Source organism: Flavobacteriales bacterium (assembly GCA_016699575.1).
GTDB lineage: Bacteria > Bacteroidota > Bacteroidia > Flavobacteriales_F > PHOS-HE28 > PHOS-HE28.
On record CP064979.1, the window covers coordinates 586,671 to 606,889 of the forward strand.

Sequence of the window (20,219 nt, forward strand, 5' to 3'; positions counted from 1 at the left end):
GCATTGGTCGTGCGGCGGGCCTCGCGCGTGTTGTCCCCCTTTGAAGGGGGCAGGGGATGACTACTCCTGCTCCCGTTGTTTCGACTTACGCATTGGCCTTGGCACAGGCGACCTGGCGGCGTGCTCGGCGATCCAGCGGACCAAACGTGCGTGCACCTCGTCCGTGTGAAGCATCACTTCTTCGTCGGAGAACCTGAGCGTGGTGTATCCCAACGCAGCCAAGCGCTCATCGCGGGACTTGTCACGGTCCTTGGCACCCGGTCCATCATGCGATGCCCCGTCCACTTCGACCACCAGTTTCAACTCCTTGCAGAAGAAGTCCGCGATGTAACCCCCAATGGGACGCTGGCGCAGGAACGGGTACCCCATGAGTTGCCTATCACGCAGCAACTCGCACCACATGCGAACTTCGGCTTTCGTGCTCGCGTTGCGGTGCTCGCGTGCATAGTCCTTCAGACGGTTGGTGTAGTGATCGTTCACGTCGATGAAAATACACGGGCTTGGGTGATCATCCCCCTGCCCCCTTCAAAGGGGGACAAAGCCGTTTGTGCCGCAGCTCCCCGGAAAAACGCAAAGCACTGGGGCGCAGGACGGTGAAGACGGAAGGAGCGGCGAGCCCGCGCGTGCTGTCCCTTGAGGCTTGGGACTTGAACCTTGGGACTTGAAGCTTGCTCACTCCTCCTCCAGCCGTACCATCGCGAACACCGCATAGTTCACGATGTCGATCCAATTGGCATCGATGCCTTCGCTAACGAGGGTCTTGCCGGCGTTGTCTTCGATGCTCTTAATGCGCAGCAGCTTCATCAGGATGAGGTCCACGAGGGAGCTCACGCGCATGCTGCGCCAAGCCTCGCCGTAGTCGTGGTTCTTGCGTTGCATCAGGTCGCGCGCGCCGTTCAGTTCCTTCATCAGGGCACCGCGTGCCTGCTCGGGCGACAGGTCGGGCTGGTCCACCACACCCAAGCGCAATTGCACCAGGGCCATGCCTGCGTAGTTGATGATGCCGATGAGCTCCGGCCGTATCCCCTCGCCCACCTTGCTCTCGCCCACCTGCTGCAAGGTGCGGATGCGCTGTGCCTTGATGAAGACCTGGTCGGTGAGCGAGCTCACGCGCAGGATGCGCCACGCCGTGCCATAGTCGATGGCCTTCTTGGCGAACAGCGCCACGCACTCGTTCACCACCGCATCGTACTGCTGCAAGGTCCTGTCCATGGCGCGCGAAACTAGGATCGTTTTTCCCGCCGCCTTCGCCGCGCCGCCATCGCAGCGGCGACAACAGCGGCCAACCCACCACCAATAAGCCATGGCTTCCTGCCCGACGTTCCATCGCCTCCGGCAAGCTGCTCGCGCAATGCCGCTTCCACGTTGCGCAGACTGTCGCTCATCAACTGTCGTTTGAACTCCATCTGGTCCAGCTGCTGTTCCAGGTCGTCGGCGCGCAAGCTGTCGGTGAGGGCGGTGAGGCGTTCGTGGTACCGCAGGGCATCATCGTTGCGGCCCAGTGCCTTGCTGCTTCTGTAGAGGCAATCGCAGGCTGAGCGTTCCTGCGAGCGCAGCCCGAGGTCCTTGGCGATGGCATCGGCCTTGGCGCATTGTTCCGCGGCTTCCTTGGCTCGCCCCGCATCAATGAGCACGAAGCCCGTTGTGGTGAAGGTGGTGACAAGACCCTGCTCATCGCGCAGGGCTTCACGCAGTTCGCGGCTTTGCCGAAGGCTCACCAAGGCACTGTCCAATTGCCCGGTGCGCCGGTGCAGTTCACCGATGTCGGCCAGCACTTTGGCCTCGCCAGCCCGGTCACCGATGCTGCGCTTCATGGCCAACGCGCTCCGGAGTTCGGCCGCTGCGCGGGCGTGCAAGCCCTGCTCCATGTACACTAGGCCCAGATTGCCCTTGGCCGTGGAGAATGCGCGGTCATCGCCCTGCTTACGGTAGATGTCCATGCACTTGCGCGTGTAGCCCAACGCAGCTGCGGTGTCGCCCAAAGCGTGATAGATCCCCGCGATGTTGTTGTAAACGGAAGTCAGCGAGCGCTCATCGTTCAAGGCCTCGAACACGGACAGGCTCTGCCGATAGTGCTCCAGGGCTTTCCCAGTGTTGCCCTGCTCTTGATGGATAGCCCCGAGGTTGATGTGCGCCCCGGCCACGGTTTTCTTGTCGCCCGCTTCGGTGCCCATCTCCAGCATCTGCTCGTAGGCCACGTGGGCCGCGTAGTAGTTGCCGATGATGGAATAGGCCACTCCTTGGTGGTTGAGCGCCAGGATGCGGTTGGACCGGTCTTCGCGCGCGCTGGCCTCGTCGTAGAGCAACAGCGCCAGTGAGAGCGCGCTGTCGGGATCGCTCGGCATCAGCGCCCATGCAGTACGGCCCAATGCCTGCAACCGCACGGAGTCGGGCTTGGCCGCATCCTTCCAAATGCTCCACAAGCTGTCGGTCTTGCCGGCCGCGCTCCACAAGGGCAACGCTGCCATTGCAATGAACATCGCCCACCGGTTGCGTTTCTCCATGCTGCAAGTTGCACCTTGCAGCGCGAACGGCGATCATGTATGCCCCACCACTGACCTGGCGCTTGAAAGACCGGCTCATCGAGCCCCGTTTCCCGATGGTCATGGGCATCATCAATGCCACGACCGATTCCTTCCATGGCGCCAGTCGTGCCACCACTGTGGATGATGCACTGCACCTGGCCGACCGTTTGCTCACCGAAGGAGCAAGCATCCTCGACATCGGCGGGGCGAGTTCACGACCGGGCAGCAGCGAGGTGCCCGAAAGCGAAGAGCTCGGGCGGGTGGTGCCCATCATTGAAGCCATTGCCCGGCGCTTCCCTGATGCACTGCTCAGCATCGATACGTGGCGTGCCCGCGTGGCGCACGATGCCGCGAACGCCGGCGCCGGGATGGTGAACGACATCGGTGCCGGTCTGCTGGACGAGGCCATGTTCAACACGGTAGCAAAACTGGGCGTGCCTTACGTGGCCATGCACATGCAAGGCACACCGGCCACGATGCAGCAGAGCCCGGTGTACGGGGACGTCGCTGCGGAGGTAACGCTTTACCTCAGCCAACGCCTGAGCGCCGCGCACAATGCGGGCATCGCCGATGTGATCCTGGACCCGGGCTTCGGCTTCGGCAAATCGACCGCGCACAACTACACGCTGCTGAAGGAACTACCGCGCGTCAAGAACCTCGGCGCACCATTGCTCTTGGGACTTTCGCGCAAACGGATGATCAACGAGGTGCTGGGCACCAAGCCCGAGGAAGCGCTCAACGGCACCACGTCGCTCAACACCATCGCACTGCTCCACGGCGCGGACATCCTGCGCGTGCACGACGTGAAGGAGGCCGTGGAATGCGTGCGACTGGTCAACGCTTGGGCAAGCGCGACCTGACGCGGGCCTGCTCCTCCATCAGCGTCTTGAGCAACGCACGGCGTTGGGCAACATGCGCACTGTCCCACTGCATGGCACTGTCCTCGGGCATGTAGCGCGCTTGGCCAAGCGGCTCGTCCAGCATGCTGTAGTCCACGTCCGGCAATCGCTCCACCAGACCGACATCCATGTGCATACCGAAACCTCCATCGTCGTCCATCGCGGGTATACCGCGCGCATCCACTACCATGCTCTTCGTTGTGTAGCCATCGGCCGTGTAATACAAGCGGTAGGACCGGCCGTAGTCGATCTCCAGTTCATACGAAGCCGAATCATCGACCACAGTGGCGGAGTCCACCAGTGCACCGCTCACACCATCGGCCACCCGGATGTGGAACCGTTCCATGCCTTCACCGGTCTCGGCGTCCTTGATACGGCCGTACACGAGGATGGTGGATGTTGAAGCGGTGTCAGGACCTGGCGAGAAGACCGTTGTGTCGCGGCCTTGTTCCGGCACCGCCGGTGTGTCGTCCACCGGTGCGGAGCATGCCAGGACGAACAGCGGAAGGAAGAGCGGGGCGAGCCTCATGCCGCCCAAGATGCACAAGATCAGTGCTCGCCGTTGGTGACAGGGCCATTGGCCTTCTTGTCGTGCCCGGCCATGTAGCGTTTGATGCGCGCGCGCATCTCGTCGCCGTACTCCTTGTCCCAAACGATATTGCGCACGCTGTGCTTGTATCCGGCCTTGCCCATCGGCTCGGTGAAGAGGCGGGTATCGAGGCCTTCGATCGGCGGAAAGAGCGTGATGTCCACCACCATGGTGATGGTGGGCACATCCAGCAATGCCGGTGCACCGCGCGTATCGATGACGACCCGCTTGGCCACCTGGCCCGGTGCCGAGTAGATGATCTCGTAGTTCGACCCTCGGGCCAGTTCAACGGTGTACTTGCCGTTGCGGGCCACCTTGTGCATCTCTTCGCTGTGCGTGCCGCGCCGCACGATGACGATGGCGCCTTTCACGGGCTCGCCGTCGAACTCACCGAGGACACGGCCCGTGACCTGGATGGTGTAGCGCATTTCGGCCTTGCCCTGGCCCAATAGCGGCAGCGACAACGTCATTGCGGACCCGAAGACCAGTGTTGCGATCGTGCGCATGACGTATGGTTGCGCGCCGGTCAGGCCATCAGCGTCCGGCCAACGTTCCTTGCTTCTCCAACTGGGCGTCGTACTTCGTCATGAACACGCGGATGCTCTCGCGCATCGCCTTGCCGTATTCCTCGTCCCAACGCATGTTGCGCACTTTGGAGCTGTACGCTGCCCTGCCCATGGGCTTTTCGAACAATGCGGTTGCAAGGCCGCTCACCGGTGGAAAGAGGTTGATGTCCACGTTCATGGACAGGCGTGGCACATCGAGGTTCGCTGGGGCCCCGTGGGTGTTCACCTCCACGCGCTTGGCCACCATGCCGGCGGCGGAATAGGTGATCTCGTAGCGGCCACCACGTTCCAGTTCGAACGCGTACTGGCCATCGCCCTTCACCACCACCATGTTCTCCGAATGGCCGTCCTTGCGCACGATCACCACGGCCCCTTTGATCGGGTCGCCCGTGGTTTCGTCCAGCACCCGGCCCTCCACCACGATATCGTAGTCGGCACCCGGGCGCTGTGCGTTCGCCGCGCCATGCACAAAGGCGCACAGCAAAATGCCCAGTAGGGGTTGACGGATGTTCATGGTCCCCTTTCTACGGGAAACATCACCATAGGTTCCTATTGGGGCTGCCGATCGGGCCTGCCGACCGTGCCGATCCGTTCGACCTCCCTGAAGTACTCGGCCATGAACTTGCGCACCGGCAGGCTTATCTCCTGCTCGTACACGTCGTCCCACACGATGTTGCGGCTGCTGTGCTTGTAGTAGGCCTTGCCCAGCGGCTCCCGGAATATGGCCGCATCGAGGGTGGCCACCGGCGTGAAGAGCGTGATATCGATGATCATCGTCAGCGAAGGCACATCGAGGAGCGGTGGCGCCCCGTGGGTGTCGATGAGCACGTGCTTGTCCACCAGGTCGTCGCGGGTGAACTCCACACGGTAGTGGCAATTGCGCTCCAGTTCCAGTTCGAACCGGCCATTGCCCCGTGTGATGATCAAGTTGCTCAGCTCACCGTCACGCAGCACCCGCACTTTCACGCCTTTGAGGGGTTCACCGCTCAGTTCGCCGCTCACCACGCCGTACACCGTCATAACGTACGGCAGCACGCTCTGCCCCTGCCCGAAGCCCAGAGCGCCGACGAACAGAGCGGTAAGCGTGAACAGTTGGCGGACGTTCATGCGGAAAGAAGACGTGGCGAAGATCGGACTGTTGCCACCTTTCGCCACCACATCAACGACGATCATGCCCACCTTCAGCAACCTCCGCAGATCGGAGAACTTCCACATCGTGCTCTGGCTCTTCAAGGACATCTGCTGGGTGCAGGACTGGCGGCTGCTGGGCAGCATCATCCTGGGACCCACAGTGGTGATCGCGGCCTGGATCGCGTGGCGCAGCCGCCACGACTTGTCCGAACTGCTCCACAGCCTGGCGGTGGTGTTCTGGATCTGCGCCAACGGCATCTGGATGCTGGGCGAGTTCCACTGCGAGGATTGCACGCGCCCGGTGGCGCTGGTGTTCTTCGTGCTGGGCATCTCCTGCGTCGCGCGATGGTACATCTGGCCGCGCCCCTTCAGGGCACCGGCCGGTCAGTAGTGCTCGTGCACCTTGCCGTTCCACCACACCTTCACGGCGCCCATGTTGCTGCGCCACACTACCGCATCGCGGTACAGTTCGAAGCTGGCGATGGAGGCCTCCTTGCTCAACTGCACGCGGCCACGTGGGCTCCAACTGCGCAGCGTGCGGTTCAGGTCCAAGTACACCAACCAGCCGCCGAACACCTGCCACTTCTCCGGCACGTAGCGCTCCACCACTTCCAGCTTCCCACCGGCGAACACCTTCAGCAGACCTTGCTCCACGAAGAGCAGCAGGCTGTCCTGCACCCAGTATTGTTCCGGCGCGAAGTCACTGACATCGTACACCATGCCGCCTGAGTACGCGCGCAAGGCACCGTTCACATCGGTGAAGGCCACCACGCCATCACCGGCCTTGAAGTTGCGCGGCGGAAAATCGGCCACGGTGTTGTCTTGGCCTTTGTCGTACACGTGGAAGGTGCGGTCATCGCCGTTCACGTAGGCCACGATGTCGGTACCCGCGCTCACGCTGGCAAAGTCGCTGGTGCGGCACAGCTCGGTGGTTTCGCCGCGGTAGGTGAGGTAGATGGTGCGGCGTTCGTGATCGTAGAACAACAACGTGTTGGGCCCGACGAGCCATTGGGGCCGGTCGCTGTCGGCCATCACGTCGGCCACCGTCACCACTTGGTTCTTCCAGTAGATGCCCAGGACGTGCTGCGCGTTGTCGTGGAAGGCGATGAGGCTGTCCTGCACGCTGAAGTCGGCGACGTTGTACGCGATGGACTTCGCACCGTTCGTGCCGATGACCTTCAACGTATTGGCCACTTTGAAGCCCGCCATGCCATCGCCGGCGATCACCTGCGGTCGGGTGCCGCGCTCCAATGTCTGCGTGCGGCCGCCAGCTTCGTACAGCGCCAGATCACCGGCCTCGGTGAGGAACACCACCCTGTCACCCACCACGCGCACCATACCCGGCTTGCGGTTGTTCAACTCGTGGAAACTGCCGTTGTCGAACACCCAGAACCGGTCGAGCTGGCTGTTGAAGGGCGCGAGACCTTGGGCCATGGATGCCACGGAAGCTGCGAGCAAGACAACGAAGAGGCTGAGGCGCATGGGGGCGAAGGTGGGAAGGATACGGCTGGCTGAAGGAACAACGGTTTGCGATCGCTGGACACGGAACGGGCCGCGATCAACAGGTCATGTTCGGAACACGGGCACTACTGTTGAAGAGGTCATGCGAACAGGTTCTACATTTCGACCATGAGGAAGCGCGTTGCACAAGCTACCCTGAAGGAGATGCCCGACCAGTTCAACCTGGAGGACCTCTTTGAGCGGCTCATCTTCATGGACAAGGTGGAAAAAGGATTGGCAGAACTGAAGGCCGGTAAGGGCATACCACACGAAAAGGTCATGGCCTCATTCAAGCGCAAATGGCGCAAGTGATCTGGTCGCCGTCGGCCAAGCACGACTTGCACGCGATATACGACCTCATAGCTGCCGACTCCCCGAAATACGCTCAAGCGTTCGTTGAGCGGCTCGGGGAAAGGTTCGCTCGGTTGGCGGAACATCCGATGACGGGCCACGTTGTCCGTGAGTTCTCGGACCGAACGCTCCGGGAGATCACCGAGGGCAACTACCGCATCATTCATAAGGTCGCCAAGGATCATGTGCAGATCGTCCGCATCTACCATTCGAGGCGGATGCTGAAGGCACGCGACTTGCCGTAACCGCGCGATAGCATGCCAACCATCCTCATCACCGGCGCCACCAGCGGCTTCGGCGCAGCCACGGCCCGGCGCTTTGCCGCTGAAGGCTGGCGCATCATCATCACGGGCCGTCGTGCCGATCGCTTGCAAGCACTGCGCGATGAACTGCGCTCCAGCGATGTGCACACCCTCTGCTTCGATGTGCGCGACCGCGCCGCCACTGATGCCGCCATCGCTGGACTTCCGCCGGAATGGAGCACCATCGATGTGCTCGTGAACAACGCCGGGCTCGCCGCAGGTCTCGACCCCTTGCAGCACGGCAACACCGACGATTGGGACCGCATGCTGGACACCAACGTGAAGGGTCTTCTCAATGTGAGCCGCGCGATCATCCCCGGCTTCATCGCTCGGACGAAGGGACACATCATCAACATCGGCAGCACGGCCGGGAAAGAGGTGTATGCCAAGGGAAATGTGTACTGCGCCAGCAAGCACGCCGTGGACGCCCTGACCAAAGCCATGCGCATCGACCTGCTCGAGCACGGCATCAAGGTCACGCAGATCGCCCCGGGAATGGCTGAAACGGAATTCAGTGTGGTGCGCTTTGCAGGTGACGAGGCCCGCGCCAAGCAGGTCTACCAAGGTCTGGAGCCTTTGCTTCCGGAAGACATCGCCGACATCGTTCACTACGTGGCCACCCTGCCGCCGCACGTCTGCATCAACGATGTGGTCGTGACACCCACCGCCCAAGCGAACAGTACCACGGTGGTGCGCAGGCAGTGATGTGATGGGCCGTTGGGCCGTGTTCGGCTTCCTTCTACCTTGGCAAGCACAAAACCCGAACGCATGAGAACATTACCTACCCTGTTCGCCATCCCGTTGGCCCTTGCCGCCTCCGCACAGTGCAACGTGTCCATTCCCAGCACCGCCACGGTCATCACGGCGAACGGCCTGGTGAGCGCCAACAGTGAATCCTTCTGGGTGTGCAACGGCGTTGCGGTCACCTTCAGTGGCAACGGCAACACCATCTATTCGGAATCCGGTGCTATCGTGGCCCTCACGGGCATGAACAACACGCTCATCGCAAAAGGATTCGGCAGCGCCGGTGGTTCAAGCAACACGGTCTGGGCCGAGAACTCCGCCACCATCGTGGACCAAGGCACCAACAATACCATCAATGATTGCAACCCCGTGGTGTTCAATTACACCAACGCGCCCAGCAATGGTTGCGCTGTTGGCATCGAGGAGAACACGCTGAGCGGCGTGAGCATTTACCCTACCACCAGCACCGACGGCCGGATAACGGTGGAGACCAAGGGCGCATGGTTGGACCAAGTGCTGGTGATGAACGCGCTGGGCCAGCAGGTGATGGCCGTTCCAGGCAAAGGGCTCACTGTTATTGACATGAGCGCGCTGGGCAACGGCGTGTACTTTCTGCGCCTCACGGCCGACGGCCAGGAGCGCGTACAGCGCATCACCCTGCGCTAGTCGAGGAACTGTGCTTTGAACGGGCCGTCCAGTGGGCGGCCCGTTCCGCGTTCGGCCGGTCGCAACAGAGTAAGTTCGCCGCAACAAATTGAACACATGAACTCCCCCTGGGTCCGTCTGCTCCTTGTTGCGCTGGTATGCGGCGCCATCGGTTTCTTCCTCGGTCGGCATTGCGGCTGTTGTGGCGACGGTGGATGCGCAAAAGGCCGTGCATCGTGCCATGCTGAAGCATCGTGCGGGCATGGTGGCGAGCATGGAGCCTTGTCCGGTGGTTGCTGCAAGGACAAAGCGGCGTGTGCGCGTGGAGGCGGTCACCACGAAGGTGGATGCAGCAAAGGCAAAGCAGCGTGCGGGCATGCGGGCCATGGTGACCATGGTATGCACGACGGCCATCACGAAGACAAAGCCCACATCATCATCCAGGACCTGAAGGCGAAGAACTTTCAAGGCGATACCACCATTACCATCGAAGGCGGCACCGTGCACGTGAAGCGCACAGGGGAGCAGATGGAGGTGAAGGTGGAGATGACCGACAGCGTGAAGAAGACGGTGGAGGTCCACGCGCATTGATGCGAGCTGTGCGTCGCGGAGTGCTAACCGCAACGGCGACGTGCTGTGTGCTCGCGGTCGGCGGCTGCCACTACGATGTGGAGCTCCACCGCCTCACCCAGGACCGCAAGCTCTACGATGATCTCTGTGGCCGCGGCGGCAACGTTTGGCGCATGTTCTACGAGGGCACCGACAGCGCTTGGCACTATTTCCATGTGAACGACATGGACCGCTGGGCGCACGTGAAGATCCCTTCGTCGCAGATCGCCATGCAGGAACGGCGCCCCTTCCCCAGCATACCGGGCGACAGCCTCAAAGGGTACTGGATCAACCCCTGCGATGACTTCCGCAAGAGCGCAGCGTGGGTGCATGGCAAATGAGGCAAGGCTGCCCGGCTATCTTCGCGGCCGCCCAATGAGCACATGGTCCCATGACCGCATGGGCACATGACTTAAGTCCGCATGCAATTCTCCGCCAGCCAGATCGCAGAGCTCCTCGAAGGTGAGGTGGACGGCGATGCGCAGGTGCTGGTGAGCGACCTCGCCAAGATCGAGGAGGGCAAGCCCGGCACCCTCACCTTCCTGGCCAACCCCAAGTACACCGAGTTCCTCTACACCACTGGCGCCAGCATCGCCGTTGTTGAGCAAGGCTTCCAAGCCACGCAGCCGCTGCCCAAGCGCCTCACGCTCATCCGCGTGGCCGATCCCCGTGCATGCTTCGGCCGGTTGCTGAAGATGAACGAGGAGCTGCAGTACAACAAGCGCGGCATTGAGCAGCCCAGCTTCGTGAGCCCAAAGGCCAAGGTGGCCAGCGGCGCATACATCGGCGCGTTCAGCTACATCGGCGATGGCGCCGTGATCGAGGACGACGTGAAGATCTTCCCGCACTGCACCATCGGCGACGGCGTGCGCATCGGCAAGGGCACGCGCATCCACAGCGGCGCGCAGGTCTATCACCGCTGCGTCATCGGCTCCAACTGCATCATCCACAGCGGCGTGGTGGTGGGGGCCGACGGCTTCGGTTTCACCACCGATGCCAACGGCGTTTATGAGAAGATGCCGCAGGTGGGCAACGTCATCATCGAGGACGATGTGGAGATCGGCGCCAACAGCACCATCGACCGCGCCACCATGGGCAGCACCGTTATCCGGAAAGGGGTGAAGCTGGACAACCTCATCCAGGTGGCGCACAACGTGGAGATCGGCGCGCACACGGTCATCGCCTCGCAGACCGGCATAGCGGGCAGCACGCGCATCGGGTCCTATTGCATGATCGGCGGGCAGGTGGGCATCGTTGGCCACATCACAATTGCCGACAAGGTGAAGATCGCGGCGCAGAGCGGCATCGGGCATAGCATCACGGAGGTGGGTGCCACCGTGCAGGGCAGCCCGGCCTTCGCCATCGGCGACTACAAGCGCAGCTACGTGCTCTTCCGCTCGCTGCCCGACCTGAAGAAGAAGCTGGACGACTTGTCCGGCAAATAGATCGGGCTGTTCGGGCGTTCGCGACCTTCGCAGCGCAGTACATGGCGGCATGCTCGCCATCTTGCACCCGACATGAACCCCGACAAGCAACATACCCTCGCTGGCAGTGCCACCCTGAAGGGCGTGGGCCTGCACACCGGCGAGCCCGTGACCCTAACGCTGCGCCCTGCGCCCATCGGCCACGGATACAAGTTCCAGCGCACCGATATCGAAGGAGAACCCATCATCGACGCCGATGCCGACCTGGTGGTGAGCACCGAACGCGGCACCACACTAGGCAAGGGCGACCTGCGCGTGAACACCACCGAGCATGTGCTGGCCGCCCTCTACGCCCTCGGTGTGGACAACTGCCTGCTGCAACTGAGCGGAGCTGAAGTGCCTATAATGGACGGTAGCGCACTGCCGTTCGTCAACGCCATCGAAAGCGTTGGGCTCCAGGAACAGGATGCGCCGCGCGACTGGTACGTGCTGAAGGAGCCCATCTGGTTCGAGACGAAAGAGAAAGGCACCGAAATGCTGGCCGTGCCGACGCCTGCTGGCGAGCTGCGCCTCACGGTGATGGTGGACTACAACAGCCCCGTGCTCGGCACGCAGCACGCGAGCATGTACCGCGCGGAAGAGTTCAAGCAGGAGATCGCCCCGTGCCGCACGTTCGTCTTCCTGCGTGAACTGGAGATCCTCGCGAAGGCCGGCCTCATCAAGGGCGGCGATCTCAACAACGCCATTGTGCTGGAGGATCGCGAAGGGACCACGCAGGAGCAACTGAAGGAGCTGGCCAAGACGCTAGGTCGGCCGTACGAGGAAGTGCAGATCCGCCGCAACGGCGTGCTCAACACCACCGACCTGAAGTTCTTCAACGAGCCCGCACGACACAAGCTGCTCGACATCGTAGGCGACCTCGCGTTGGTGGGCCGCCCCATCAAAGGCCACATCCTCGCCGCACGCCCGGGCCACTTCGGCAACACCAGCTTCGCAAAGCGCATCAAGGAGCGCATGCGCGATGAGAAGAAGAGCGCAGGCTTCAACTACGACCTCAACAAACCACCGCTCTACGACATCCAGGCCATCGAGAAAATGCTGCCGCACCGCTATCCCTTCCTCCTGGTGGACAAGGTGATGGAGATCACAGAAGAGGGTATCGTGGGCGTGAAGAACGTGAGCATGAACGAACCGCAGTTCACCGGCCACTTCCCCGGCAACCCTGTGATGCCCGGCGTGCTGCAGATAGAAGCCATGGCCCAGGTGGGCGGCATCTTCGCACTGAGCAAGGTGCCCGACCCGGAGAACTACACTACCTACTTCCTGAAGATCGACGGGGTGCGCTTCAAGAAGAAAGTGGTGCCCGGTGATACCCTCGTCTTCAAGCTCGAACTGATGACGCCCATCCGCCGCGGCATCGTGCACATGAAGGGCGTGGCCTACACCGCTGGGCAGCCTGCCATGGAGGCTGAGATGATGGCGCAGATAGCGCGCGACAAGGCACCCAAAGAGGAGAAGACCAAAGCCACTGCCACCGATACACCTTCGCCGAAGGCTTCGGCGGTCAAAGCATGAGCATCAGCAAGCACGCCTATGTGCACCCCGATGCGCAGATCGGCAACGATGTCACCATCGAGCCGTTCGCGACCATTTACGGAGATGTGACCGTGGGCGACGGAACCTGGATCGGCCCCAACGCCGTGCTGATGGACGGCGCCCGCGTGGGCAATAGGTGCCGCATCTTCCCGGGTGCCGTCATCGGCGCCATTCCGCAGGACCTGAAGTTCTCGGGGGAAGTCACCACGGCCGAAGTAGGCGACGGCACCACCATCCGCGAGTGTGTCACCATCAACCGCGGCACCGCCGATCGGCTGAAGACCGCCGTGGGCAGCAACAGCCTGCTGATGGCGTACGTGCACCTGGCGCACGACTGCATCGTGGGCAACAACGTGGTCATCGCGAACAGCGTGAACCTCGCAGGCCACGTCACCATCGACGATTGGGCCATCCTGGAAGGCAATGTGGCCGTGCAGCAGTTCATCCACATCGGCGCGCACAGCTTCATCGCGGGCGCATCGCTGGTGCGCAAGAACGTGCCGCCCTTCGTGAAGGCCGCCCGCGAACCGCTCAGCTACATCGGCGTGAACGTGGTGGGCCTGCGCCGCCGGGGCTACAACGATGAGCAAGTGGCCCGTATCGAGGACATCTATCGGGAGATCTTCGTGCGCAACAGCAACGTGGAGCGCGCCGTGCAGAACGTGATGCAGCAGTTCCCCCGCAGCCACGAGCGCGGCGTCATCATCGACTTCATCAACAACAGCCCGAAAGGGATCATGAAGGGGTTGACGGAGTGAGAACATGTGGCCATGAGACCATGGGACCATGTGCTCATGTGTTCATGTGGCCATGTGGTGGAAGGGGTTAGGTCCGTGGTAAGCACAACACGAGCGCAATGGACAATGTCGAACACTTTGATGTGGAGGAATGGATGGGGTCGTTCGCGGCTGATGGGGTGAACGAACCTCCGAGCGGCTACGGAAAGCCACAACAGAAAAGGAACGCCGTTGTGGAAGAGACCTTTGCCTTGTCGCTCTCCATCATGGACTATTGCGAGCGCTTGGCACCGATCAACAGGGTCTTTTCCGACCAGATCCTCCGAAGCGGCACCTCCCCTGGCAGTCAAGTCCGCGAAGCACAGAACGCCGAAAGCGCAGCGGATTTCCTGCACAAGATGAAGATAGGCTTCAAGGAACTGGAAGAGACCGACTACCGCGTTGACCTGTGCCACTGCAAAGCCCATTATCCCCACGACGAGCAGCTGGTGCTGAAGATCAAACGCCTGTTCCCGTTGTTCAACAGCATCATCCATAGCACCAAGCTGCTCATCAACGAGCGGAAAGCCAGGTGACCATTGGTGCATGTGTCTATGTGCTCATGCGGCCATGTGACCATGGAAGAGTCTCTTCGACGACCGTCAGTAGAGACCTCGATATTGCCGCACTCCCATCACCCTGGCCACGTCAGTTCATGAGCACATGGACACATGAGCACATGAAACCCCACCTCCCCAGCCACGTCAGTTCATGAACACATGAGCACATGGTCACATGAGCACATGCTTCCACGGACACATGAGCACATGAAACCACACATCTTTGGCCACGACAGCCAATGGCCACATGAGCACATGGCCACATGAGCACATGAAGGTCTCTCTCTCTTCAGCCTCCAAGTCGTTCGGCCGCGAAACCGTTTTCCGCGACGTGTCGCATGTCTTCGAGCAAGGCAGCCGCACCGCGATCATCGGACCCAACGGCAGCGGAAAGAGCACGTTGTTGCAATGTGTGGGCGGTGCGCTCATGCTGACCAAGGGCACCGTGAAGCATGAGATCAGCGGGGCCGTGATGGCACAGGAAGAAGTGTACCGCCACGTGAGCATAGCCGCGCCGTACATGAGCCTTTACGAAGACCTGAGCCTGCGCGAAGCCATTGAGATCCACAAGCGCTTCAAACCCTTGCTCGGCGATCGCAGCGTGGAAGCCGTTGCAGAAGCTGCATTGCTAAGCGGCCAGTTGGAGAAGCCGGTGCGCAACTTCAGCAGCGGCATGAAACAGCGCTTGAAGTTGGCCCTCGCCATCCTGAGCGACACTTGCCTCCTACTGCTCGACGAACCCACCAGCAACCTGGATGCGAACGGTGCGCAGTGGTTCGTCGGATTCCTGAACGAGCATGTCGGACGGCGCACCTTGGTGGTGGCCAGCAACCGGGTCGATGTCGAAACGGCCCTGTGCACAGGCACCATCGACGTGCAGCAGTACAAAGGGTAGCACCCGTTTCAACGTGCGAACGGGCTGCGCAGCATCTGCGGCGAACGCAACGGGAAGGTGCGCACGTGCTCATCGGTGCTGGTGTGGTCCAGCTCGCGCTTCATCAGCACCACATCGCTCACGCGCTGCTGCGTACTGAACCGCTGGGCCGAGAGCATGGCCCACGCGGAGTTGAACTGCTCCAGCTTCAGGCCGCTGGCGATGAAGAGCGTGGGATGCTCCACCACTTCCACACCCAGCTTCTTGATGCGACGGTTGCTGCGTACGTGGTCCACCACGCGCTGCCGCAGCGCCGCTACGATGCCCTTCTCCTGCAGCTCCACGTAAATGCTCTTGCGGTCCTCGGTGTGCTTCAGGCCGATGAGGTTCATGGTGAAGGGCTCGAAGCCTTCGGCGCCGCGCTCCACGGCATCGGCCAACGGACCTTCGTATTCGGGCGGCAGTTCGCTGCCGAAGAGGGTGATGCCCGGCATCTGGTACGCCTCGTTGAATTTGCCGATGCGTTCGCGCAGTTGCTGGCGCCACTCCATCGCGCGCGCCATGGCGTTGCCTGCGGGGTCGATCACCAGCCGGTACTGGCAGGTGTACACCAACGTGTCGAACAACGACAACGCATCGTCTTTCCGCTTGCTGCGCATGGGTCGGCCATCACAAAGGAACCCGCCGTCACAATGGCAACCAAGGGTCCTCCTGCCCGTTCACCACAATGCGTTGCGCATAACCCCGGAACGAAGAAAGGCCCCTTGCGGGGCCCTCCTTGCTTGGCGACTTGTCCCGTTCTACATGGTGCTGATGGCCGAGGCCAGGTTCTGCATCAGCGCCTGGTTCACCGCTTCGGCACCCATGCCCACCGGCGTGGCCACCACGTCGATGCCGGTCATGAGCACGTCCACTTGCACCTCCACGTGCTTGCTCAGTGTGGCGCCCGCCGTGATGTCCATGTGGAAGTCCAGGACATCCTCGGTCAACAGCACATCCATAGCACAGTGGTAAGTGAAGGTGGGGTCGCTCGCGTCAACCACTCCATCGCCATCGTCGTCCACGCGGCCTTCCAACAGCAGGAACTTGTAGCCCGCCGCCGGGTTCCAAGCCCAATGCATGCTGGGGTCGTTCAGTGGGGCTTCAGCCAGGGTGGGATCGGCGTGGTTGGTGGCACTGTCCAGGCCCAGGCTCACATGCGCCTCGTGGATGTGCGCGCCCGTCACCTGGCCCAGCGTGTGCGTCACCTCGGGCGTGGCCGCATCGAGCAGCAGATACGTGTCATGGAATTCCGCAACGGCGGCCCCGCCATCATCCACCAGGTGGATATCGCTCATGTAGAACTTGATGGCGGTGAACTGCACAGCGTGGCCGTTGCCGTCTGTGTATGTGTTGGCCAGATCGAAGTCGGCGGCTCCGTAGTGGAAACCGAAATCGAGTTCAACCGTGGCCGTGGCAGCGGTGCCACCGTGATCGTGGTCGGCGGGCGGATCTTCATCCTTTTTGCAGCCGGTGAATGCAATGGCCGTTGCGGCCAGGGAGAGCAGGAACTTGTTCGTTTTCATGGTTCAGTTGTTTTGGTTGTTGTTCTTGTTCAGGAGGTACGAGATGCCGAACACTGCGCGATCGCGGTTGGGCATCATGAAGGGGCCCGCATCGTTGATGAGAGCATGCTGCCAGGCGCCGGTGAGCATCCAACTGCGCCACCACGCACGCAGACCGGCCTGACTGAAGAGGACATTGTTGGTGGTGCCTTCGATGGGCTTGGCGTCCTGGTGCTCGGCCATGGTCAGCTCCATGTAGCCACCGAGCGATGGCGCCACTTGCAGCGGGCCGGCCTTCATCGTGCGCATCAGCTCCAGCGAGCTGTTCACGCCGTGCCCGAAGCGGAAGCCCGTACCATCGGGGGTGTTGAACCGCAGGACGTTGCTCGATGCCAGTATGGTCTTCCGTTTGCGCACGGTGTATTCGACGGAGGCCAGAAAGTCAACGGTGCCCGTTCCGGGTTGCAGGTCGGCGTCCACGGCTTCGTCGTTGTACGTCATGTCGTCGCGGCCCAGCGGCAGCTTCACGCCACCGCCGATGAGCAAACGGTGCACGAAGCGGTCCTCGTCGGGCCCGCACTGGGTGTTGGCGAGTTGGAACCGCGCGAGCACCAACGGGTCGCCCATGCCATAGAGGTCAGCTGTGCGCTGGTCGTTCACGCTCTGGTAATGGTTCACCAGGGGCACGCTCAGCAGCAGCGACCAGCGTTGGCGCAGTTGAAGGTCGGCGCGCAGCTCCACCGTCTGGTAGAGCTCTTCGATGCGGTTCACGGTGCCCACCGGCACTGCGGCATCGCCGTGCTTGGCCAGGCCGCGCGAGGTGAACTCGCCGCGCAGCACGCGCAATTTGTAGAGGAGACTGAACTGGGTGGTGCGGTCCTGCGGCTGCACGTTCAAGTAGATGCCGCAGATGTCGCACGCCCAGGTGTGCAGGGCCAGCACCATGGCCAACCCTGCCAAGAGGATACGTTGCATGAAAAGATGTTGAGGTGGAACGCAGAGCGGTCGCGTGGACCGCAGTTCACCTCAGCACCAGGGCACGTGCTCCAATGGCTCGAACGGCCGCTGGTGCACGGCGGCGTGCACAGCGGCGAACTGCTTGTCGTGCACCGGTGGCACGGGCACCAGCACTGGCGTATGCGAGCACCACTCGGGCTGCGTACGGCCGGGCAGTTGCGGCAGCGAATGATCGGCCGCGGCATCCTCGGCGGCCTTCAACTGCTTCATCAGGTGGCACTCGCCGTGGCAGGTGCGCATGCCCTCGGCGCGGGCGCGTTGCACGCACAGCTCGCGCTCAATGCGGCTGCGCTCGGCGAAGAAGGCGGTGACAATGAAGGCGGGCGCGAGGAACTGGCCTGCATAGAGCAGCAGGGCCAACCAAAGCACGGGCTTCTTCATCGGCGCGAAAGTAGGACCGAGGGCGCATGCCGTGCGTGACGGAAGTCAAGGGTATATCTACAGGTGATGGTGGGCAGTGGGGGTTGATGGGGATGACCACAAGAGGCCGATGCTTGGTGGGCTTTGCCAAAGTGGCCCTAATGCATTGGGCTGTAGCCGAAAAACCCAGCGCCAGCAAGCGTACAGCGGGTCTTGTGCGGTGGCCCTAGCCACCAATGCGCGAGAATCGCAACACACGCACATCCGGACCTAGTCGAACCCGTTTGCGAAGCTCTTCTTCGCTTGCCGCGAATGGCAAGGAAAAGGAACGTCCTATCTGCAGAGGAGTTCTATGGGATTCACCAAAGGCCCAGTTTCCAACTTGAATCTCACTAGAGTAATTCACAGGCCAGTTGGAGAACGTCTTCTCTCCTGCAAGTCCCCCATCAACATAGAATCTGATGAAGTCTCGCTCGCGCGACCATGAAAGCGAGAACAGATGCCATCCATCGGGCAGTGCCTTCATATGTCTTATCTCAGTCTGTGCATGACTTTCTCCATTGCACCAGAACCTCCAATGGTGGCCAAACCCAACTGAATCTCGAACACTGCAGATGCCCCAGCCATTCGGATATCGACCGTAATCCTTGCGGGGAACACTATCCGTTGCATGGGCCAGCAGATACTGCCAGTTGCTTCCCTTTGAACGGGCAATGGCATTATGGTCCACTCTTACCCATATCGCTATTGCTCCCCCGGGACGTTGGAGCACAGCACTTGGCAGTGGTTCTCCAACCTGGAACGTCTTCCACCGCGACACATGCAAATCGGACCGCACTGGTCGCGGCGTCTCGTGCACACCTGTCAGCCAACGACGAAATTCATCCTTAGAACGCGCACTAGGCACTTTAACTCTGGATGCATTGAACACATCGCTACCATGGAGCAGCACCCATCCTCCCAAATCGGTAGGAATGTGGACCGCTCCGTACTTCACCACTGCGATGTTGGCCTTAGTGAACTTGCTCAAGAAAAAGCCCCATTCGAAAAGCACATTCAAGCTAGGCACCCATTCACGTTTACGGCGAATGGTAGCCCTCACATCAGGGGTGAGAACAACAAGAGCACCATCATACTCATTCTTGATACGCTCCAGTTCGTCGATCACAATACGACTACCCCGAAACTCATTCCACCAAGGGCGATACTCAATATGCTTGTCAGTACAATGTCGAATGTAGCACGCCGCTTGCTTTTTCCCTTCCACCGAAGAAACCACGAAGATCTTCCTCAGAGACATCGCACAATAGTAGGTGTACTAATCGGCGTAGTTCACTCCTCAAATGATCCCGCACACACTCGGCTCTTTGCCGAGCGTGCTCCCGTAACCCACTGGGCTTATTAGAACCCACTCCCACACCGCCCACACCGTCAGCCAGGTGGTAGCCAACAGGCACGGCACCAGCACCACCAGCGTTAGCAGCAACGCCTTGCCGTAGCGCGCGGGAGCATCAAGGTCAGCGCGCAAGACCTGGTACACCCCGCGCCCACCGAGCAGCACTGCTGGCAACCATAAGATGGCCGCAGCCAGCCAGATGGTTGATGTTCCGAGACCTCGGAACATTCCGCTATGGTGCGGCGACCATGGCAGAAAGGCCACCTCGGCACATAAGCCGAGCATGGCGCTGGTAATGCCGCGCGGATCGTCCAGTGTCTTGTAGTAGATGACCATGGCCGGCACCAGCACGAACAGGATGCAGATGAGCATGATGAGCAAGCCCCGGAAAGAAGCCTTGAACGCCGTGCCGTACCCCGTGCTGTTTCCGCGCAGAAGCAACCACACGACGAGCGCAGCGGGCAGCGCCGCCACCAACGAGCCCAGCGACAATGGCGCCAAGATGAGCAGTGCGCCGATGCTGCCCAAGCCATCACCGCCGCCGGGCAAGGTGCTGGGCCGCCCGACATTCCTAGGGGCTACCGGCCCGCCTTGCGCAGCGCGGTTCCATGCGTCCCGGTCCCGTTGTCCTTGACTGAAATCCTGAAGACTTCCGCCGGGGGGGAGCACCCCGCCGCCCCGGCCCGCTTGGTATGCGTCGTCGTCCCTATTCATGTTGCACGACGAAACTAAACGAACAACGCGAAGGCACCGGTAGTGCCCATCGGTCCAACCCCCGTCCTTCCCATCCCCCATCCTCCCCACCTTCGTC

Annotated in this window: 27 protein-coding genes; 13 read left to right on the plus strand and 14 right to left on the minus strand. The window is 61.5% G+C overall.

Features of this window, described 5'->3' with window-relative positions; all coding sequences use genetic code 11:
• Positions 1 to 60: 60 nt before the first annotated feature.
• The 3 genes from IPJ76_02490 to IPJ76_02500 all read right to left on the minus strand — a co-directional run bounded on the left by IPJ76_02490 (position 61) and on the right by IPJ76_02500 (position 2,504).
• A complete protein-coding gene (locus IPJ76_02490; protein QQR87115.1) occupies positions 61 to 480 on the minus strand; it encodes an endonuclease domain-containing protein in 420 nt (139 codons plus the stop codon).
• 192 nt (positions 481 to 672) lie between these two features.
• Positions 673 to 1,212 carry a DUF1599 domain-containing protein gene (locus IPJ76_02495; GenBank protein ID QQR87116.1) on the minus strand — a complete coding sequence of 180 codons (540 nt, stop codon included), beginning with the start codon at positions 1,210 to 1,212 and terminating at the stop codon, positions 673 to 675.
• Positions 1,213 to 1,223: 11 nt separating this feature from the next.
• Positions 1,224 to 2,504, minus strand: coding sequence for a tetratricopeptide repeat protein (locus IPJ76_02500; GenBank protein QQR87117.1), 1,281 nt, complete (start codon positions 2,502 to 2,504; stop codon positions 1,224 to 1,226).
• A gap of 35 nt (positions 2,505 to 2,539) precedes the next feature.
• On the opposite strand from IPJ76_02500, the gene folP reads away from it, so the two are divergent.
• Positions 2,540 to 3,385 carry a dihydropteroate synthase gene (gene folP / locus IPJ76_02505; protein ID QQR87118.1) on the plus strand — a complete coding sequence of 282 codons (846 nt, stop codon included), beginning with the start codon at positions 2,540 to 2,542 and terminating at the stop codon, positions 3,383 to 3,385.
• On the opposite strand, the gene IPJ76_02510 is transcribed toward folP, so the two are convergent.
• The 4 genes from IPJ76_02510 to IPJ76_02525 are packed head-to-tail and all read right to left on the minus strand — an operon-like array spanning position 3,360 to position 5,686.
• Complete coding sequence (locus IPJ76_02510; GenBank protein QQR87119.1) at positions 3,360 to 3,953, minus strand: hypothetical protein; 594 nt, start codon at positions 3,951 to 3,953, stop codon at positions 3,360 to 3,362. The genes folP and IPJ76_02510 overlap by 26 nt on opposite strands.
• A 20-nt stretch (positions 3,954 to 3,973) precedes the next feature.
• Complete coding sequence (locus IPJ76_02515; GenBank protein ID QQR87120.1) at positions 3,974 to 4,519, minus strand: hypothetical protein; 546 nt, start codon at positions 4,517 to 4,519, stop codon at positions 3,974 to 3,976.
• 28 nt (positions 4,520 to 4,547) lie between these two features.
• Positions 4,548 to 5,093, minus strand: a complete 546-nt coding sequence (locus IPJ76_02520) for a carboxypeptidase regulatory-like domain-containing protein (protein ID QQR87121.1) — start codon at positions 5,091 to 5,093, stop codon at positions 4,548 to 4,550.
• A 35-nt stretch (positions 5,094 to 5,128) separates the two neighbouring features.
• The gene (locus IPJ76_02525; GenBank protein ID QQR87122.1) at positions 5,129 to 5,686 is read right to left on the minus strand and encodes a hypothetical protein; all 558 of its coding nucleotides are present in this window, start codon (positions 5,684 to 5,686) and stop codon (positions 5,129 to 5,131) included.
• 64 nt (positions 5,687 to 5,750) lie between these two features.
• Here IPJ76_02525 and IPJ76_02530 point away from each other — a divergent pair, with 64 nt between their 5' ends.
• A complete protein-coding gene (locus IPJ76_02530) occupies positions 5,751 to 6,101 on the plus strand; it encodes a hypothetical protein (GenBank protein QQR88379.1) in 351 nt (116 codons plus the stop codon).
• Here the strand turns inward: IPJ76_02530 and IPJ76_02535 are convergent.
• On the minus strand, positions 6,095 to 7,192 hold the full coding sequence (locus tag IPJ76_02535; GenBank protein ID QQR87123.1) for a hypothetical protein: 1,098 nt from the start codon (positions 7,190 to 7,192) through the stop codon (positions 6,095 to 6,097). The two genes, IPJ76_02530 and IPJ76_02535, sit on opposite strands and share 7 nt — an antisense overlap.
• A gap of 147 nt (positions 7,193 to 7,339) precedes the next feature.
• Between IPJ76_02535 and IPJ76_02540 the strand changes: the two genes are divergently transcribed.
• The 11 genes from IPJ76_02540 (at position 7,340) to IPJ76_02590 (ending at position 15,112) form a co-directional block, all read left to right on the plus strand.
• Complete coding sequence (locus tag IPJ76_02540; GenBank protein ID QQR87124.1) at positions 7,340 to 7,522, plus strand: hypothetical protein; 183 nt, start codon at positions 7,340 to 7,342, stop codon at positions 7,520 to 7,522.
• Positions 7,510 to 7,806, plus strand: coding sequence for a type II toxin-antitoxin system RelE/ParE family toxin (locus IPJ76_02545; GenBank protein ID QQR87125.1), 297 nt, complete (start codon positions 7,510 to 7,512; stop codon positions 7,804 to 7,806). Before IPJ76_02540 ends, IPJ76_02545 begins: the two co-directional genes overlap by 13 nt.
• A gap of 12 nt (positions 7,807 to 7,818) precedes the next feature.
• Positions 7,819 to 8,568 carry an SDR family oxidoreductase gene (locus tag IPJ76_02550; protein QQR87126.1) on the plus strand — a complete coding sequence of 250 codons (750 nt, stop codon included), beginning with the start codon at positions 7,819 to 7,821 and terminating at the stop codon, positions 8,566 to 8,568.
• 63 nt (positions 8,569 to 8,631) lie between these two features.
• Positions 8,632 to 9,273, plus strand: a complete 642-nt coding sequence (locus tag IPJ76_02555) for a T9SS type A sorting domain-containing protein (GenBank protein QQR87127.1) — start codon at positions 8,632 to 8,634, stop codon at positions 9,271 to 9,273.
• A 96-nt stretch (positions 9,274 to 9,369) separates the two neighbouring features.
• Positions 9,370 to 9,843: a hypothetical protein gene (locus IPJ76_02560; GenBank protein ID QQR87128.1), complete on the plus strand. Its 474-nt coding sequence runs from the start codon at positions 9,370 to 9,372 to the stop codon at positions 9,841 to 9,843.
• Entirely contained in the window at positions 9,843 to 10,202 is a 360-nt protein-coding gene (locus IPJ76_02565) for a hypothetical protein (protein ID QQR87129.1), read from the plus strand. The genes IPJ76_02560 and IPJ76_02565 overlap by 1 nt, the downstream gene beginning before the upstream one ends.
• An 81-nt stretch (positions 10,203 to 10,283) precedes the next feature.
• Positions 10,284 to 11,306 carry a UDP-3-O-(3-hydroxymyristoyl)glucosamine N-acyltransferase gene (gene lpxD, locus IPJ76_02570; protein ID QQR87130.1) on the plus strand — a complete coding sequence of 341 codons (1,023 nt, stop codon included), beginning with the start codon at positions 10,284 to 10,286 and terminating at the stop codon, positions 11,304 to 11,306.
• A 72-nt stretch (positions 11,307 to 11,378) separates the two neighbouring features.
• Positions 11,379 to 12,860, plus strand: coding sequence for a bifunctional UDP-3-O-[3-hydroxymyristoyl] N-acetylglucosamine deacetylase/3-hydroxyacyl-ACP dehydratase (locus IPJ76_02575; GenBank protein QQR87131.1), 1,482 nt, complete (start codon positions 11,379 to 11,381; stop codon positions 12,858 to 12,860).
• Positions 12,857 to 13,639, plus strand: a complete 783-nt coding sequence (gene lpxA / locus IPJ76_02580) for an acyl-ACP--UDP-N-acetylglucosamine O-acyltransferase (protein QQR87132.1) — start codon at positions 12,857 to 12,859, stop codon at positions 13,637 to 13,639. The genes IPJ76_02575 and lpxA overlap by 4 nt, the downstream gene beginning before the upstream one ends.
• 98 nt (positions 13,640 to 13,737) lie before the next feature.
• Positions 13,738 to 14,193, plus strand: coding sequence for a four helix bundle protein (locus IPJ76_02585; protein ID QQR87133.1), 456 nt, complete (start codon positions 13,738 to 13,740; stop codon positions 14,191 to 14,193).
• Between the two features lie 295 nt (positions 14,194 to 14,488).
• Entirely contained in the window at positions 14,489 to 15,112 is a 624-nt protein-coding gene (locus IPJ76_02590) for an ABC transporter ATP-binding protein (protein ID QQR87134.1), read from the plus strand.
• Between the two features lie 8 nt (positions 15,113 to 15,120).
• On the opposite strand, the gene IPJ76_02595 is transcribed toward IPJ76_02590, so the two are convergent.
• The 6 genes from IPJ76_02595 to IPJ76_02620 all read right to left on the minus strand — a co-directional run bounded on the left by IPJ76_02595 (position 15,121) and on the right by IPJ76_02620 (position 20,122).
• On the minus strand, positions 15,121 to 15,750 hold the full coding sequence (locus IPJ76_02595; GenBank protein QQR87135.1) for a 2'-5' RNA ligase family protein: 630 nt from the start codon (positions 15,748 to 15,750) through the stop codon (positions 15,121 to 15,123).
• A 141-nt stretch (positions 15,751 to 15,891) separates the two neighbouring features.
• Positions 15,892 to 16,656 (minus strand): hypothetical protein, encoded by a 765-nt coding sequence (locus IPJ76_02600; protein ID QQR87136.1) that lies wholly within the window; start codon positions 16,654 to 16,656, stop codon positions 15,892 to 15,894.
• A 3-nt stretch (positions 16,657 to 16,659) separates the two neighbouring features.
• The gene (locus IPJ76_02605; GenBank protein ID QQR87137.1) at positions 16,660 to 17,610 is read right to left on the minus strand and encodes a hypothetical protein; all 951 of its coding nucleotides are present in this window, start codon (positions 17,608 to 17,610) and stop codon (positions 16,660 to 16,662) included.
• A 51-nt stretch (positions 17,611 to 17,661) separates the two neighbouring features.
• Positions 17,662 to 18,033, minus strand: a complete 372-nt coding sequence (locus tag IPJ76_02610; GenBank protein QQR87138.1) for a hypothetical protein — start codon at positions 18,031 to 18,033, stop codon at positions 17,662 to 17,664.
• 205 nt (positions 18,034 to 18,238) lie between these two features.
• A complete protein-coding gene (locus IPJ76_02615; GenBank protein QQR87139.1) occupies positions 18,239 to 19,312 on the minus strand; it encodes a nucleotide-binding protein in 1,074 nt (357 codons plus the stop codon).
• Positions 19,313 to 19,351: 39 nt separating this feature from the next.
• Complete coding sequence (locus IPJ76_02620; GenBank protein ID QQR87140.1) at positions 19,352 to 20,122, minus strand: hypothetical protein; 771 nt, start codon at positions 20,120 to 20,122, stop codon at positions 19,352 to 19,354.
• Positions 20,123 to 20,219 lie beyond the last annotated feature (97 nt).